We start from the raw sequence: 15236 nt of genomic DNA, 5'->3' as shown, positions 1-15236 counted from the left end.
GCATATATATTGACGAGAAATATAATACGGTATATTCATAGATATACGTTGTGATGTTTTCGTATAGTTATGGATTGACGCATGAGTGTCAGGCAGCTCGTTCAGCAGCAATATCAGCGGGTTGCCGATCGCAACGCTGCGCAAGACTGGGAGGCGCCTCCGCCGGAGGGCTGGCTACGCACCGTGCGCAAGTCGCTGGGCATGTCCGGCGCCCAACTGGCGCGGCGGATGGGGGTAACCCGTGCCCGGATCGCGCAGGCGGAGACTTCTGAGGGCGAGGGCGGCATCACACTGAAATCCATGCAGGCGACGGCCGAGGCGATGGGGTGTCGCTTTGTCTATGCTGTCGTGCCTGAAGGCGGGCGCATCGAGGACGTCATCCTCGCGCAGGCGCGCAGGAAGGCGACGGCGCTGGTCCATGCAGCGAGCAAGCATATGGCGCTGGAAAGCCAGGTGCTGCCGGATGAGAGCATCGCCAGGGAGATCGATCGCCTCAAACATCAGCTCGCGCGCGACATGCCGGCCGATTTCTGGAACGAGCCATGAAGGCGGCCGAGCATCCGGAAGGCGCGACGCCGCTGGACCCGGATGAACTCGGCGGGCTCAAGCACAAGCATGTCACCACGCGCCTCCAGCTCGACGAGCTGGAGCAGGTGAATATCCAGTCGGGCATGGCCTGGGCGGCGCGGCAGCGCGGCGAAGTGCTGACCGACAGATTTGTGGTCACGCTGCACAAGCGCCTGTTCGGCGAGGTGTGGGATTGGGCCGGCCGCTTTCGCACCACGGGCAAGAATATCGGCGTCGATCCCATCCGCATCGCCGTCGAGCTGCGCAGCCTGATGGATGATGCGCGGTACTGGGTCGAACACAAAACCTATCCACCGTCGGAAGCAGCCATCAGGCTGCATCATCGGCTGGTGGCGATCCATCCCTTCGCCAACGGCAATGGCCGCCACGCGCGCATCATGGCCGATACGGTGCTGACGCGGGTCTACAAGGTGGCGCCGATCGACTGGGCAGGCGGCTATGACCTGCAGCAGATGAATGAGCGGCGGGTCGCATATATCGCGGCGCTGAAGGCGGCGGATCGTGGGGATTTGGGGGCGTTGATGAAGTTTGTTGAGGAAGGTGACCGTTCGAATGCGTAGTATCAAATCGTGCCGAGCAGTTCGTGATACATTGACGGCATACCATGATATCCGCCGTCAGATCGCTTTTCCTATTTGAAAGTTAGCACAATGGATCCAATTTCTATCGCGCTATCATCATCTGCTTTGCTGATATCGGGTGCGACGGCATGGCTCACTCTCTTCCGTCGCGGAAAAGTCAAAATGACCCAGCCCACGATTATCTATTTCGGACCAGATGGACGCAATAATCGACGAGGATCTGCTCCTCCAAAAGTCTTTCTCCGAGCGTTACTTTTCGCCACCTCGAAACGTGGCAGAATCATTGAGAGCATGCATGTTAGGCTTGCTCGGAATGAAGCCCGGCAAAACTTCAATATTTGGGTGTATGGCGACGAACGTATGGTTCGCGGCAGTGGTTTGTTTGTTGGGGAGAGTGGCGTCGCGGTCAATCATCACTTCCTCTTGCCGCGCGACGACAAATCTTTTCAGTTTCTCGCTGGTAAGTACAGGCTTGAGGTCTTCGCTCGTCTTCTAGGGGACCGCGAACAGACGTGTTTATGGTCCCAAGAACTTGAGGTTTCTGAGGAGGCGGCTCGTAGATTGCTGGAATCCGCCTCCGGACTTTATTTCGATTGGGGACCAGATGCCGCTCGATACATGCCGCATATCGATGAGCAGCCAGAAAGGACCGAGAACCCTTGGAATGGTTTGAACTTGCCGCAGCGAATGGAAAAGTGAGCTAGAGTTCACAGAGTTTTAGCTTTGAGCTCAACCGGCGGATGACGCTCTGCTTATCAGCCCTACGGTCGGAATTTTTGAAACAGCAAGACCGATCAAGACGCATCTATCGCGTCATGCCATACACCCCGCATGACCACGCTACGCTCCGCACCTCTCGATCTCCCAGCCACCGTGCAATGGATCGAGCATCATCTCGACACCCCGCTCAGCGTCGAGGTGATCGCCGAGGTCGCCGGCCTGTCGCCCTATCACTTCTCGCGGTTGTTTTCCGCCCGCATGGGGCGGGGCGTGATGGCGCATGTGCGGGGGCGGCGGCTGGTGCGCGCGGCGCAGCGGCTTGCGACCGATCCCGAACTGCGCCTGATCGATCTCGCGGTCGATTGCGGCTTCGACTCGCAGGAGGCGTTTACCCGCGCGTTCTCCCGCACCTTCGGCGTGGCGCCCGGACGGTTTCGTCGCGGCTTTAGTGTCACGCCCATTGAAGGACAATACCCCATGACCATGCCAGAGACCGATGTCACCCTGACGCAATTGCCGGAGCTGGCGACGCTGGAGGCCTTCACTGTCGCCGGGCCGCAGCGGCGGTTTGACGAGGGCAACAAGGCGGAGATTCCGCAGCTGTGGTCGCAGATGATGGGCGCGCTGCCTTTTGCTGGCCAGGCGCCGGAATGGACCACCTATGGCGTGGTCTGGAATGTGGACCGCGCCGAGGGGCATTTCGATTATCTGGCCGGCGTCGGTGTGGCTGACGAAGCGACACTGCCGGCGGGGTTTTCCGCATTGCGCATTCCCGCTGGGCACTATGCGGTGTTTCGCATCACGTTGAATGGTGGTCCCGTGCATCAGCAGCTGAAAAGCGCGATGGCAAGGATCTGGGGCGAACTGGTGCCAGCGGCTGGCTTGAACGTGGCGGGGGGCCAGACTTCGAGCGCTATGACAGCGAATTCGCCCCAACGATGAAAGGCGCGGTCATTGATTTTTATCTGCCCGTCGCAACGTAAGGCACGCGGATGGAAACGCATCGTTTCCATCCGCGCGCTGGTCCTGTCGCGGATACGGCTTAAATTGCCGGCAACAGAGTTACTCCTCGAAACCAAATTCCTGAAGACTCCATCACATTCGCGCGTTGATGTAGCACGAGAGTGCTTTATGCAGCCGCATGCCTTGCGGCTGCTTGGGGATAGCAGGATCCGGTTGGCATGGCCGGGCTTCGAAGCGCCGTGATCCGTGTGGGAGGAGGGCGGTGTGGCCAGAAAATTTTGTTGGGCGCGGCCGCCGCACAAAAACCTGCCGGTTGTCACAGAGCTGTATCGACAGGCATGTCACCGTGATCACTCGATCACTTACGTTGAAGGACCTAGTGTTGATGGACCTACCCAAGAGCTTTCGCTTCGCGTCGATTTCTGCGGCATTGCTGGCAGTGACCCTCGTTCTGCCGAGCGCACACGCGCAGCAGGCAGCTTCACGAGATCCCGCGGCCGTGAAGGCGGGCAACTACAAGATCGATCCCGACCACACCCAGATCACTTTCTCGCTGTCGCATCTCGGCTTCAGTGAATTTTCCGGACAATTCTCGGGCGCGTCCGGCAGCCTCAAGATCGATCCCGCCAAACCCGAGGCGTCGCAGCTCAAGGTGACGGTATCGGCTGCATCGATCCAGACCACCGTTCCGGAATTGACCGAGAAGCTCAAGGGCAAGGAATGGTTCGACACCGCTGCTTATCCGCAAGCGACCTTCAACGCCTCGAAGATCACGCCGACCGGCGCTGACACCGCGACCATTTCCGGGGACCTGACCCTGCATGGCGTTACCAAGCCCGTGACACTCACCGCGCGATTGGTCGGTTCGGGAATCAATCCCATCGACAAGGCCGTCACCGTCGGCTTCCAGGCGAAGGGAACGATCAAACGCGGCGATTTCGGCATCAAGCAGTATTTGCCGGTCCTCGGGGATGACGTTCAACTCTTGATAGACGCCGCCTTCGTTCTGGAGTGATTCCAGCGCGATCCTGCGTGGAGGGAGCTTCTCTCTGAGAGAGCGGTTCCCTCCGATTTGGTTGTGAGTGCGGCATCAGGCACCCGGGGCATTTGTCCGGTCGCGACTGGCGGCGCCGACCTGATCTCCGGCGGATGCATCCGGAAACCCATCGTTTCCATGCCTGCGCTGTTCCTTTGGCGGAAAGCGCCTAGATAGGTCTCAACACACCCACCCCGAGACCATTCCCATGAAGAAAATCGGCTTTCTCTCTTTCGGCCACTGGACGCCGCAGGCCTCGTCGCAGACGCGCTCGGCCGGTGATGCGCTGCTGCAATCCATCGATCTCGCCGTTGCCGCCGAAGAGCTCGGCGCTGACGGCGCCTATGTCCGCGTGCATCATTTTGCGCGCCAGCTGGCGGCGCCGTTTCCGCTGCTGGCGGCCATCGGCGCCCGCACCAAGACAATCGAGATCGGTACCGCCGTGATCGACATGCGCTACGAGAACCCGCTCTATATGGCGGAGGATGCCGGTGCTGCGGATCTCATCGCGGGCGGACGGCTGCAACTCGGCATCTCGCGCGGTTCGCCGGAGCAGGTGATCGATGGCTATCGCTATTTCGGCTACGCGCCGGCGGAAGGGCAGACCGATGCCGACATGGCGCGACGGCATACCGAAGTGTTTCTCGACGTGCTGAAGGGCAAGGGCTTTGCGCAGCCCAATCCGTCGCCGATGTTTCCGAACCCGCCGGGCCTGCTGCGGCTGGAGCCGCATAGCGAAGGCCTGCGCGAGCGCATCTGGTGGGGCGCTGCCACCAATGCGACGGCGGAATGGGCGGCCAAGATGGGCATGAACCTGCAGTCCTCAACGCTGAAGATCGACGAGACCGGCAAGCCGTTCCATGTGCAGCAGGCGGAGCAGATCCGGCTCTATCGCGAAGCGTGGAAGAGTGCAGGGCACGCGGGGACACCACGTGTCTCGGTGTCGCGCAGCATCTTCGCGCTGGTGAACGATCAGGACCGCATGTATTTCGGCCGTAGCGGCGACGAGGACAAGGTCGGGATGCTGAGCGCCACCGAGCGCGCCATCTTCGGTCGCAGTTTTGCGGCGGAGCCCGACAAGCTGATCGACCAGCTCAAGGGCGACGAGGCGATTGCCGAAGCCGATACGCTGCTGCTGACGGTGCCGAACCAACTCGGTGTCGATTACAACGCCCATGTGATCGAGGCGATCCTCAAGCACGTGGCGCCGGGCATGGGCTGGCGGTGAGCCACCACGGTTAATCCGGCATGAACGCGTCGGCCAATATCCGGCGCGTTCGTTTATATGGCTGCAATCTAAGATAGGTATCATGCGCTTCTCATTGGGAGAGACGTGACATGCTTTCGAAAATCACTCTGACAGCGACTGCAGCGACATTGCTGATCGTCTCCGCGACGGCGGCGGTCCAGGCGCAAATGCCGGGCAACCGTCGAATGCCCGGCCCCAACGGCGTGCCGGAGGGCTACATCCGCATCACAGCCACGCTTAATCTGTTTGTGGCCGGCCCAACCGGCGAAGGCGAAGAGGCCGACAAGCTGCGCGATCGTTCCCGCCGCTTCATCTACAGCACGGCCGCGCGCGAATGCGATATTCTGCGTGAAACGCTGGCGCAGGAATGTGCGCTGGAGAATGTCACCAGCAACCTCAACGTCACGCCACGCTACCAGCCGAACCAGCCGGAAGGTTACAATGTGAGCGGCACGATGACGCTCAGCGTGAAATTGAAGAAGGAGTAGAGCATTGTCACCCCCGTCGCACAGCTTCGCTGTGCTTGGGGGATGACTGAGCGCGACTTCGAAGATCCTGCGTTAGTCTCGCGCGCGCTTTGCTCGTCTCACGTCAGAACTTCACCGTCGCTTCCAGCGAGAAGCGACGGACGTCGCCGATGGCGACGTTCGTATTGTTGACGGCCGACGGGTAATAGGTCTTGTCGAACAGGTTCTTGACGTTGAACTGATAAATGACCGGGAAGCCATTCTGTTTCACCTCATAGCTCGCAAAGGCGTCGGCCACCGTATAGGACGGCAGCATGTAGGTGTTGGTGGAGTCGCCCGGTCGATCACCGACATAGCGGGCGCCGCCGCCGACGCGTAGCCTGCCCGGCAGCGCGGTGCCGAAATCATAGACCATAAACAGCGAGGCGGTGTTGAGGGCTACGTTGAGCAACCCCTTGCCGATCAGCGTCGGATCTTCCGTGACGCGGGCGTCCGTATAGCCATAGCTGCCGATCACGCTGACATTGTCGGTCAGGCGGCCGGTGAGGTCGAGTTCAACGCCGCGCGAGCGCACCTTGCCGGCCGTGCGGATCGCATTCACCCCGCCTCCGACAGGAATTGCGACCAGTACGTTCTTCTTGTCGATATCAAAAACGGCAATATTACCGGACAGCCGCTTGTTGACGTCGAATTTGATGCCGGTTTCCCACTGCACGCCTTCTTCGGGAAGCAGGTCCGAGCCGATCGTGAAGCCGGTGGATGCGCCAGGAAAGATGTTGATCGCGGAGGTGGGCTTCAGCGACTCAGTGTAGCTGAGATACCATGACACTTCGTCGGTGATCTTGTAGATGACGCCGCCGATCGGCAGCGCCTTGCTGCCAGCGAGATTCGTGTTGGTGATAAACGGGCTTGGGCTGCGGCCGCGTCCGGCGAGTTGTTCATACTCCAACCATCGCACGCCGCCGACCAATAGAAGCTGATTGGTCAGATAGAACGTGTCCTGAAAGAACAGGCCGCGCATGCCGAGCAAATCGGTCTGCGCGCTTTCGGTGGAACCGACGATCGAGCTCGGCTGCAGCACGCCATAGACCGGATTGTACATGTTGAAGTTGGATGGACCGCCGCGGATCAGATATTCGCGATAGATGGAGCGGTATTGCGCATCGCCGCCGAACAGCACTTCGTTGCGGAAGCCGCCAATATTGACGTCGCCGCGCAGATAGGCGACGCCAGCGCTCACATTGCTCAGCGATCCCTTGGTGCCATCGTTGTTGCGCACCATTGCGCCGGTCGTGGGGTTGAAGCTGTTGATGCGCAGCTGGTTCGCATCGAACATTTCGGTGTTGTAGCTGTAGGATGCGTAGAGCTTCCAGTTCTCGTTGATGCGATGATCCACCGACGCCTGGATCAGGTGCGACTTGCCCCACATATTGTTATAGGCTTCGTCCAGCCGGCGCTCGCGCGGAATCTGCAACGGGGTCGAGGTGCCGGCGATGAACGACGTGCCGCGATCGAATGGATAGCTGAAGTCGCGATATTCGTAGTTCAGGTGCACCGTGGTGTCGTCGCCGTACCAGGACAGCGATGGCGCGATCAGCGTTTCCTTGCGGAGGCCGAAATTGCGCCAGTAATCCTCGCTCTGCCCATAGGCGATGAAGCGATAGGCAAGGCCATTGCTGCCGATCGGTCCGGTGATATCGGCGGTGCCGTCGATGCCGTTCTTGCCATTGCCAAAGGTCGAGCCGAGCAGGGTGACCGAGCCGTGCTGATAGAGATCGGGCCGCTTGCTGATCGTGTTGACGATGCCGCCGGGATCGATGATGCCGTAAAGCAGCGAGGCCGGCCCCTTCAGCACTTCAACGCTTTCGACGGCGGCGTTGAGGCTGCGGCCCTGCACCAGCGGCAGCCCGTTGCGCATGATCGAGCCGTCGCGATTGTCACCGAAGCCGCGGCGCATCACGGCATCCTGTGTGCCGGCCAGCGTGTTGGTCTGGGTGATGCCGCTCACATTGGCGAGGGCGTCGTCGAGATTGCGCGGCAGCTGATCCTTGATCACCTGCTCGGGAACGACGTTCACGGTCTGCGATGAATTCAGCGGCGGCTGGCCGGAGCGCAGCGTGGTGGCGCTCGGCATCGCGCGATAGCCGAGCACCTGCTCATAGCGCACAGCCGCTGCCGCGATGGCGCGCTCGGTCGCCGTGGGTGGCGCAGGCGGCGGCGTGGTGTTGCGACGGGCAGCGACGGCGCGCGAACGGCTCGGCGTGGCGGTGGCGCGGGCAGGGCGGCGCGTCTGCGTGGAGGATTCCACGGTGACGGGCGGCAGCGATGTCTGGGCCTGAGCCAGCGAGGCGCATGCCATCATGTCGCCGACGACGAATGCGGCACCGATCAGCCAGCGGGCTTGTCGCGCAGTGAATGCGTTGGGTCGGCTCTTGTGAGAGCCACGAGAAATGCTGGTCGTCACGTCGCCCTGCCACTTTCCAATTGAGGTGAGAAAGTGGCGCTGTATCAGGCGTTAACCATCAGCAGAATGAGCGCGACGGTTGAATTGCTCTAAGAACACACCATCGCACCTTTCCGCCTCAACAATCCGCGGGTCGTGCCGATGAATTGTGCAGTCACCTTTGCTCGAAAGCTTTTAAAATCGCGCAGCGCGGGTTCGGTCTGTGAACTGCGCTGCGCGGTTGTTGTCCGATTTCGGGCTTACACGCCGGCCTTCACCTGGGCGACAGCTTCGGCAATCAGCGAATCCATCTTGCTGCGCAGTTCGGCGTCGGTGATGGCCACGCCCTTGGCGGTAAGATCGGCCAGCACCTTGCGCAGCACGTCGTCATCGCCGGCTTCGTCGAAATCGGCCGCCACCACTTCCTTGGCATAGGCATCGGCGTCCGCGCCGGCCTTGCCGAGCTTTTCCGCGGCCCACAGGCCGAGCAGCTTGTTGCGGCGGTTCATCGCCTTGAACTTCTGCTCCTCATCGAGCGCGAATTTGCGTTCAAAATCTTGTCCGCGCTTGTCCATTGATGACATCTTGGGGTTCCCTGGGTTGGCGGGTGGTCGGGCCGGCGTTGTAATTACCGGTTGGAGGCTTAACTAAGTGCGCGTAGCTGACCGAACAATCGGCCGCATGGTCGCAGGTCATTGCGAGGACGGATCATTTGTGCAACCGGGTAAAACCCGCATCTAACCGGCTGGATCGATTGTATCGGCGGGGGGGATCGGGTAGGTTGCCACAAGGTTCGGTTCTCGTTCTGTTTCCTGATCACAGTTCTGTATTCAGAATCTGTGACAGATTGGTGGACAGACCGGTTCCTGGCCTTCACGGCAGCTCCGTCGTGGGTCAATCCCGTTACTCCGGAGCAACCAAATTCCATGGATTTCAACAACACACGGTACATCCCCATGAGCCGTCGACGTCGCATTTATGAAGGCAAGGCCAAGGTTCTGTATGAAGGCCCCGAGCCCGGCACTTTGATCCAGCACTTCAAGGACGACGCGACCGCGTTCAATGCGAAGAAGCATCAGGTGATCGAGGGCAAGGGTGTCCTCAACAACCGGATCTCGGAATACCTGTTCCAGCACCTGAACGATATCGGCGTGCCCACGCATTTCATCCGCCGGCTCAACATGCGCGAGCAGTTGATCCGCGAGGTCGAGATCGTGCCGCTCGAAGTGGTCGTGCGCAATGTCGCCGCCGGCTCGCTGTCGCAGCGCCTCGGCATTGAGGAAGGCACCCAGCTGCCGCGCTCGATCATCGAATTCTACTACAAGAACGATCAGCTCAACGATCCGATGGTCTCCGAAGAGCACATCACGGCATTCGGCTGGGCGACCCCGCAGGAAATCGACGACATCATGGCGCTGGCCATCCGCGTTAACGACTTCCTGACCGGTCTCTTCCTGGGCATCGGCATCCGTCTGGTCGATTTCAAGATGGAATGCGGCCGCCTGTTCGAGAACGACATGATGCGCATCATCGTCGCCGACGAGATCTCGCCGGATTCGTGCCGGCTGTGGGATATCAAGTCGAACGAGAAGCTGGACAAGGACCGTTTCCGCCGGGATCTTGGCGGCGTGCTGGAGGCCTATACCGAGGTTGCCAAGCGTCTCGGCATTCTGGCAGAGAACGAGCGTCCGATGGGCACCGGCCCGGTATTGGTGAAGAGCTGAGGATATAAAGTGAAAGCCCGCGTCACAGTCACATTGAAGAACGGCATCCTCGATCCGCAGGGCAAGGCGATCGAGGGCGCATTGAAGTCGCTCGGCATCGATGGCATCGCCCAGGTACGCCAGGGCAAGGTATTCGATATCGAACTCGCCGCCGGCGCCGATCAGGCGAAGGCCGAAGCTGCGTTAAAAGCAGCAGCGGACAAGCTGCTCGCGAATACCGTGATCGAGAATTACAAGGTGGAAGTGCAGGGGTAAGACGAGGTTCAGCTCAGGGGCTTGGGAGATCGTGTCATGGCTGAGATCAGTGCTGATTTGGTCTACGAAGTTTTGAAAGCGGTGCAGAACGACATTTCGCAGATAAAGCATGAGATGCGCGATGCCAACGGTGCAACGAATGCAATGCGTGGACATCAGATCTCCATGCAGCAGGACGTTCACAACATCTACTCCATCCTCACGAGATACGACGCTCGTCTGGAGCGGATCGAGCGCCGTCTCGAATTGAGCGACGCGCCGACGCTCTCGGCCTAGCGGCGATCATGAGCGAAGTCACCAACCAGCAGGTTTTCGATCTGTTGTGCGAAGTCTTGGATGACCTCGATCGTCTTGATGCAAAGCTTGACGAAAATCTCGTCTTGCTGCGAACGATAAATTACGAAGCAGAGCTTTGGCGGCAACGCATTGATGCGGCCAGAGCTTCGTACAGACCATCCAAGGAAGCTCTTTCGCCATGAAATCCGCCGTCCTCGTCTTCCCCGGAATCAATCGCGAGCGCGACATGGCGCGGGCGCTCAAGCTGGCGTCGGGCACCGAGTCCAAGATGGTCTGGCACACCGACACGACGCTGCCTGATGGCACCGATCTGGTCGTCGTTCCCGGCGGCTTCTCCTATGGCGACTATCTGCGCTGTGGCGCCATCGCGGCACGCTCGCCGGTGATGGATGCGGTGCGCAAGTTTGCGGCGGATGGTGGCCTCGTGCTTGGCGTCTGCAACGGTTTTCAGATCCTGTGCGAGAGCGGCCTCCTGCCGGGCATCCTGATGCGCAATGCGCGTCTGAAGTTTATCTGCCAGGACGTGCATCTGCGCGTCGAACGTTCGGATACGCCTTTCACCCGCGGTTACAATGCGGGGCAGGTGATCCGCGTTCCCGTCGCCCATGGCGAGGGCAACTACACGGCGGATGCCGAGACGCTGAAGCGCCTCGAAGGCGATGGCCGCGTGCTGTATCGCTATTGCTCGCCCACCGGCGATGTCGGCGACTTGCATAATATCAACGGCGCCGCTGCTTCGATTGCCGGCATCGTCAGCGAGAACGGCAATGTCCTCGGCATGATGCCGCATCCGGAAAACCACGTCGAAGACATCATGGGCAACACCGACGGCCGCGGTCTCTTCACCGGCCTCGCCGCCCATCTGTCGCGCGCTGCATAGCTGCACTGCGCGTTTGAACCCAGCGTCATTTCGCTGCGTCCATCACGGCATAGGATGACACGTCACCGGCGGTTCCGGTGCGTGCGTTTCAATGCTTGCCTGAGGGGACGCTCATGCCGCTGGCTCTGGTCATTATTCTGCTCGATATCATGCTTGTCTGGCACGCTGCCCGCACCGGGCGGATGCAGCCATGGGCCTATATCATCCTGATGGTGCCGGTGGCCGGCGCGGTCGCCTATGTACTGATCGAGCTGCTGCCGGAAATCTTTGGCGGCCGTACCGCGCAGCAGGCGCGCCGCAATGTCGCCAAGCGCATCGATCCCGAAAAGACCTATCGCGGATTGGCCGATCAGCTCGCTTCCGCCGATACGATCGCCAATCGCGCCGCACTGGCGGCCGAATGCCTCGAGATCGGCCGGTTCGACGAAGCCGTACAGCACTACGCGCATATCCTCACACTGCCGCTCGGCCATGACCCCAAATACGCGCTCGCCAAGGCCAGGGCGCAGTTCGGCGCCAGGCGTCCGCTGGATGCGATCGCGACGCTCGACGCGTTGCAGACGCAGTGGCCGGATTTCGAATCTGCGGACGCGCACCTGCTTTATGCCCGGGCGCTAACGGAGGCGGGGCGAACCGACGAGGCGCTCGGCGAATATGAAGCGCTGCTGCGTTATGCATCGAGCGCCGAGGCGAATGTTCGCTATGGCCAGTTGCTGCATGCGCTGGGCCGCACCTCTGAAGCGAAGGTCGTGTTCGCGGAGTTCGTGGTGCAGATGAAGCGCGCGCCCAAATTCGCCCGCAAGGCGCAGGCCGAATGGCTGTCCATCGCCGAGAAGTCGCTAGCGGCGTGAGGTTGCGGTGGCGGATTGCGGAACAACCGGGGTGTGGCAGTCGGCCATCTTTCCGGCGCGGCCAGGGCCGATATGATGATCCATCGGTCACAATACGGCCCGGGCTGCGTTTGATGTGGACGCCGGCGGCGAATTGATGAAATCGCAATCAACATTTGCAAAACTCGCATTCGACAGCATTTCACTGGGGCATTGCATGACAAATCGGTTGGCGACGACGCATCTCACCGTGGCGACGCGGTGCTGGACGGTCTCCGCCGTGATGGCGCTGGCAGCGATGGCTGCGGCGCCGGCCTTTGCTGCCCCCGCCAAGCAGGCGCGACCGGCCAAGGTCGTCGAGGCGATGGCGCCGCGCAATGCCGGCGAGCCGATCATGGCGATCGTGTCGATCAAGAGCCAGCAGGTGACGTTCTACGACGCCGAAGGCTGGATCGCGCGTGCGCCGGTCTCCACCGGCGTCGGTGGACGCGAAACGCCGTCCGGCGTGTTTGCGATCCTGGAGAAAAACAAGGATCACCGCTCCAACATGTATGACGATGCGCATATGCCGAACATGCAGCGCATCACCTGGAACGGTGTGGCGCTGCATGGCGGCCCGCTGCCCGGTTATGCCGCCTCGCATGGCTGCGTGCGCATGCCTTATGGTTTCGCCGACAAGATGTTCGACAAGACGCGCATCGGAATGCGCGTGATCGTCTCGCCGATCGATACGGCGCCGATGGATATCGCTCACCCCGCACTGCTGGTGCCGAAGGCCGAGATCATCGCGGCGGTGCCGGCGCGTGCCGAGACGGCGACGCGCGAGGCGGCTGAGGCTGCCACTGCTGCAGCCGAGGCGAAGAAACTGGCCGCGACGACGGCGCGCGAGGCGAAGCCGCTGCCGGCTGCGCTGCGCAAGCTGGAACTCGCCAAGACCCGTGCCGATGCCCAGCTCGCTTCTGCCGACAAGGCGTTGGCCGCAGCCGCGACCGATCAGGCGAAGGCACGCGCTGAAGATGCGCAGAAGAAAGCGGCTGCGAAGGCGGCAGACCTCGCGACACAGCTCGAGGCGACCAAGGCCGACACGACAGCGAAGCTCGATGCTGCCGCTGCGGCCAAGGATGCGCTAAAGGCTGCCGACGCTAGGAAACTCGCCACGGCCACAGCGGCCACCGACGCAAAACTCGCTGCCGAGCCGGTCTCGATCTATATCAGCCGTGAAACGCAGAAACTCTATGTTCGCCGCAACACGCACAAGCCGGCGCCCGATGGCGGCGGTGAGGTTTACGACTTCAGCATCGAGGTGCCTGTGACGATCCGCGATCCCGGCAAGCCGATCGGCACCCACGTGTTCACGGCCATGGCGCGTGACGGCGCAGGCCTGCGCTGGAGCGCGGTGAGCATCGACGATGGCGACGACGCCAAGTCCGCGCTCGACCGCATCACCATTCCGCAGGAGGTGCTGGACCGGATCGGGCCGACCGCGTTGCCGCGTTCCTCGATCGTGATTTCGGATGAGCCGCTGAGCGCCGAAACCAATTATCGCACCGAGTTCGTCACCGTGCTGAACAACCACCCGCAAGGTGGCTTCGTCACCCGCGTACCGACGCCGCGGATGGATGTGGCGAGCGATGATGGCTATTACGACGATGGTTTCAGCAGCATGTTCTTCCCGCGCGAGCGTGCCCCGCAGGGCAATGCGATGCGCCGTCGCAGCGGCCAGAACGAACGCCCGATGTATCAGCGCAATTGGTGGGAATAGGGCCGGGCCGCATCGACGCCGGCGGGTGTTAACCTCTCGGTAACCGCATTTGTTCAGATCTTAATCAAAGTGTGAACATTTCGTTTCATGCTCGGGTTATTGCGCCGACAACATCGGATTTGAACAATGGCATTGCGGTTCATCACCATGCTCGTCGCCACGGCGGCGAGTGCATCGACGGCTTTCGCGCAGGCGCCTGCAGCCGCACCCGCCAAGGCACCGAACGCCAATGCGATCATCGATGCCAAGAGCATGACGCCGGAGCAACGCTCGGCAGCCATTCTCGCGCAATATGGCGAGCCGGTGTTCGATCCGCAGTCGGCGCAACGGACCGAAGAGGCGCTGAAGCGCTACCGGGCGATCGCAGCGAAAGGCGGTTGGCCGCTGATCCCGGCCGAAGCCAAATATGCGGCCGGCGCGGAAGGGCCGGATGTCGAATTGCTGCGGCGTCGACTCGTGGTCACCGGTGATCTGTTCACGGTGGAAAGCAGCGGCCCCTATAATGACGAGCTGATCGCCGGCGTGAAGCGCTACCAGCTGCGCAACGGCTTGCTTGCCACCGGTCTGGTCGGTCCGCGGACGCTGGCGGCGCTTAATGTGCCGGTGGACAAGCGCATCCAGCAGCTGGAAGCCTCATTGCAGCGCATGCAGGCGATCGGCTTCAAATTCGGCGAACGCTATGTAGTGGTGAATATCCCCGCAGCTTTCGCCGAAGCTATCGAAGGCGACAAGGTCGTGCGGCGTTATCGTGTCATCGTCGGCAAGAGCGAGAAGCCGTCGCCGACGGTCACGTCGCAGATCAACAACGTCAATCTCAATCCGACCTGGACCGTGCCGTCGTCGATCACCAAGCACGAGATCACTGCGCGCATGCGAAAAGATCCCGGCTATCTCGCGCGCATGCATATGCAGGTGCTGGATGGCCGCGGCAATGCGCTGGATCCCGCCAGTATCGACTGGAGCGAGAGCAAGGTGCCCGATGTCACCGTGCGGCAGGACCCCGGCGAGTGGAATGCGCTCGGCCGCGTGCGCATCGACATGCCGAATTCCTATGCGGTCTACATGCACGACACCAACCAGCGCAATCTTTTCGCGAATGATTATCGCTTTGACTCCCATGGCTGCGCTCGCGTCGACAATGTGCGCGATCTCGCGGCATGGCTGCTGAAGGATACGCCAAACTGGGAGCGCCCGCAGATCGATGCGGCGATCGCGACCAGCCAGCGTCAGGACGTGAAGCTGACGAAGTCGGTGCCGGTGGCGTGGGTCTATCTCACCGCCTGGATGGCGCGCGACGGCATCGTGCAATTCCGCAACGACATCTACGACCAGGACGCGCAACTCACCGAAGCATCGGCGGATATCAAGGCATTCCTGAAGCCGTCACCCGAGCCGGTGACGCGCTAGCGCTGAAACGTAGGGCGGATGAGCGGAGCGTCAT

17 protein-coding genes are annotated in these 15236 nt (G+C 61.1%); 15 read left to right on the top strand and 2 right to left on the bottom strand.

Translation table 11 applies throughout. The features are described 5' to 3' along the window. The first annotated feature begins 81 nt into the window (after nt 1–81). The 7 genes from RPMA_RS20115 (at nt 82) to RPMA_RS20085 (ending at nt 5625) form a co-directional block, all read left to right on the top strand. Nucleotides 82–546 carry a mobile mystery protein A gene (locus RPMA_RS20115; protein WP_211909440.1) on the top strand — a complete coding sequence of 155 codons (465 nt, stop codon included), beginning with the start codon at nt 82–84 and terminating at the stop codon, nt 544–546. Then, the gene (locus tag RPMA_RS20110; protein WP_211909439.1) at nt 543–1148 is read left to right on the top strand and encodes a mobile mystery protein B; all 606 of its coding nucleotides are present in this window, start codon (nt 543–545) and stop codon (nt 1146–1148) included. The genes RPMA_RS20115 and RPMA_RS20110 overlap by 4 nt, the downstream gene beginning before the upstream one ends. Before the next feature lie 183 nt (nt 1149–1331). Continuing rightward, entirely contained in the window at nt 1332–1868 is a 537-nt protein-coding gene (locus RPMA_RS20105) for a hypothetical protein (RefSeq protein ID WP_211909438.1), read from the top strand. 132 nt (nt 1869–2000) lie between these two features. After that, entirely contained in the window at nt 2001–2831 is an 831-nt protein-coding gene (locus RPMA_RS20100) for an AraC family transcriptional regulator (RefSeq protein ID WP_211909437.1), read from the top strand. 406 nt (nt 2832–3237) lie between these two features. Further along, complete coding sequence (locus tag RPMA_RS20095; RefSeq protein WP_211909436.1) at nt 3238–3867, top strand: YceI family protein; 630 nt, start codon at nt 3238–3240, stop codon at nt 3865–3867. Between the two features lie 229 nt (nt 3868–4096). After that, a complete protein-coding gene (locus RPMA_RS20090) occupies nt 4097–5116 on the top strand; it encodes an LLM class flavin-dependent oxidoreductase (protein ID WP_211909435.1) in 1020 nt (339 codons plus the stop codon). Between the two features lie 110 nt (nt 5117–5226). Continuing rightward, the gene (locus RPMA_RS20085) at nt 5227–5625 is read left to right on the top strand and encodes a hypothetical protein (RefSeq protein ID WP_249225315.1); all 399 of its coding nucleotides are present in this window, start codon (nt 5227–5229) and stop codon (nt 5623–5625) included. A gap of 103 nt (nt 5626–5728) precedes the next feature. Here RPMA_RS20085 and RPMA_RS20080 read toward each other — a convergent pair whose 3' ends face one another. Together RPMA_RS20080 and RPMA_RS20075 are read right to left on the bottom strand one after the other, a co-directional pair. Then, nucleotides 5729–7966: a TonB-dependent siderophore receptor gene (locus RPMA_RS20080; RefSeq protein WP_211913744.1), complete on the bottom strand. Its 2238-nt coding sequence runs from the start codon at nt 7964–7966 to the stop codon at nt 5729–5731. Nucleotides 7967–8307: 341 nt separating this feature from the next. Then, entirely contained in the window at nt 8308–8631 is a 324-nt protein-coding gene (locus RPMA_RS20075) for a DUF1476 domain-containing protein (protein WP_211909434.1), read from the bottom strand. Between the two features lie 372 nt (nt 8632–9003). Between RPMA_RS20075 and purC the strand changes: the two genes are divergently transcribed. The 8 genes from purC (at nt 9004) to RPMA_RS20035 (ending at nt 15202) form a co-directional block, all read left to right on the top strand. Beyond that, nucleotides 9004–9771, top strand: coding sequence for a phosphoribosylaminoimidazolesuccinocarboxamide synthase (purC, locus tag RPMA_RS20070; protein ID WP_211909433.1), 768 nt, complete (start codon nt 9004–9006; stop codon nt 9769–9771). 9 nt (nt 9772–9780) lie between these two features. Continuing rightward, nucleotides 9781–10026, top strand: coding sequence for a phosphoribosylformylglycinamidine synthase subunit PurS (purS, locus tag RPMA_RS20065; protein ID WP_211909432.1), 246 nt, complete (start codon nt 9781–9783; stop codon nt 10024–10026). A gap of 36 nt (nt 10027–10062) precedes the next feature. Continuing rightward, entirely contained in the window at nt 10063–10302 is a 240-nt protein-coding gene (locus tag RPMA_RS20060) for a hypothetical protein (RefSeq protein ID WP_211909431.1), read from the top strand. 8 nt (nt 10303–10310) lie between these two features. Continuing rightward, entirely contained in the window at nt 10311–10505 is a 195-nt protein-coding gene (locus RPMA_RS20055; protein ID WP_211909430.1) for a hypothetical protein, read from the top strand. Next, nucleotides 10502–11203: a phosphoribosylformylglycinamidine synthase subunit PurQ gene (purQ, locus tag RPMA_RS20050; RefSeq protein WP_211909429.1), complete on the top strand. Its 702-nt coding sequence runs from the start codon at nt 10502–10504 to the stop codon at nt 11201–11203. The genes RPMA_RS20055 and purQ overlap by 4 nt, the downstream gene beginning before the upstream one ends. A gap of 113 nt (nt 11204–11316) precedes the next feature. Further along, complete coding sequence (locus RPMA_RS20045; protein ID WP_211909428.1) at nt 11317–12054, top strand: tetratricopeptide repeat protein; 738 nt, start codon at nt 11317–11319, stop codon at nt 12052–12054. Between the two features lie 196 nt (nt 12055–12250). After that, the gene (locus RPMA_RS20040) at nt 12251–13795 is read left to right on the top strand and encodes a L,D-transpeptidase (RefSeq protein ID WP_211909427.1); all 1545 of its coding nucleotides are present in this window, start codon (nt 12251–12253) and stop codon (nt 13793–13795) included. Between the two features lie 126 nt (nt 13796–13921). Further along, nucleotides 13922–15202 carry a L,D-transpeptidase family protein gene (locus RPMA_RS20035; protein ID WP_211909426.1) on the top strand — a complete coding sequence of 427 codons (1281 nt, stop codon included), beginning with the start codon at nt 13922–13924 and terminating at the stop codon, nt 15200–15202. The last annotated feature ends 34 nt before the right edge of the window (nt 15203–15236 follow it).

This window comes from Tardiphaga alba (genome assembly GCF_018279705.1).
Taxonomy (GTDB): domain Bacteria; phylum Pseudomonadota; class Alphaproteobacteria; order Rhizobiales; family Xanthobacteraceae; genus Tardiphaga; species Tardiphaga alba.
The sequence above is the reverse complement of the archived record's forward strand: the minus strand, read 5'-3'. Positions and strand labels throughout refer to the sequence as shown.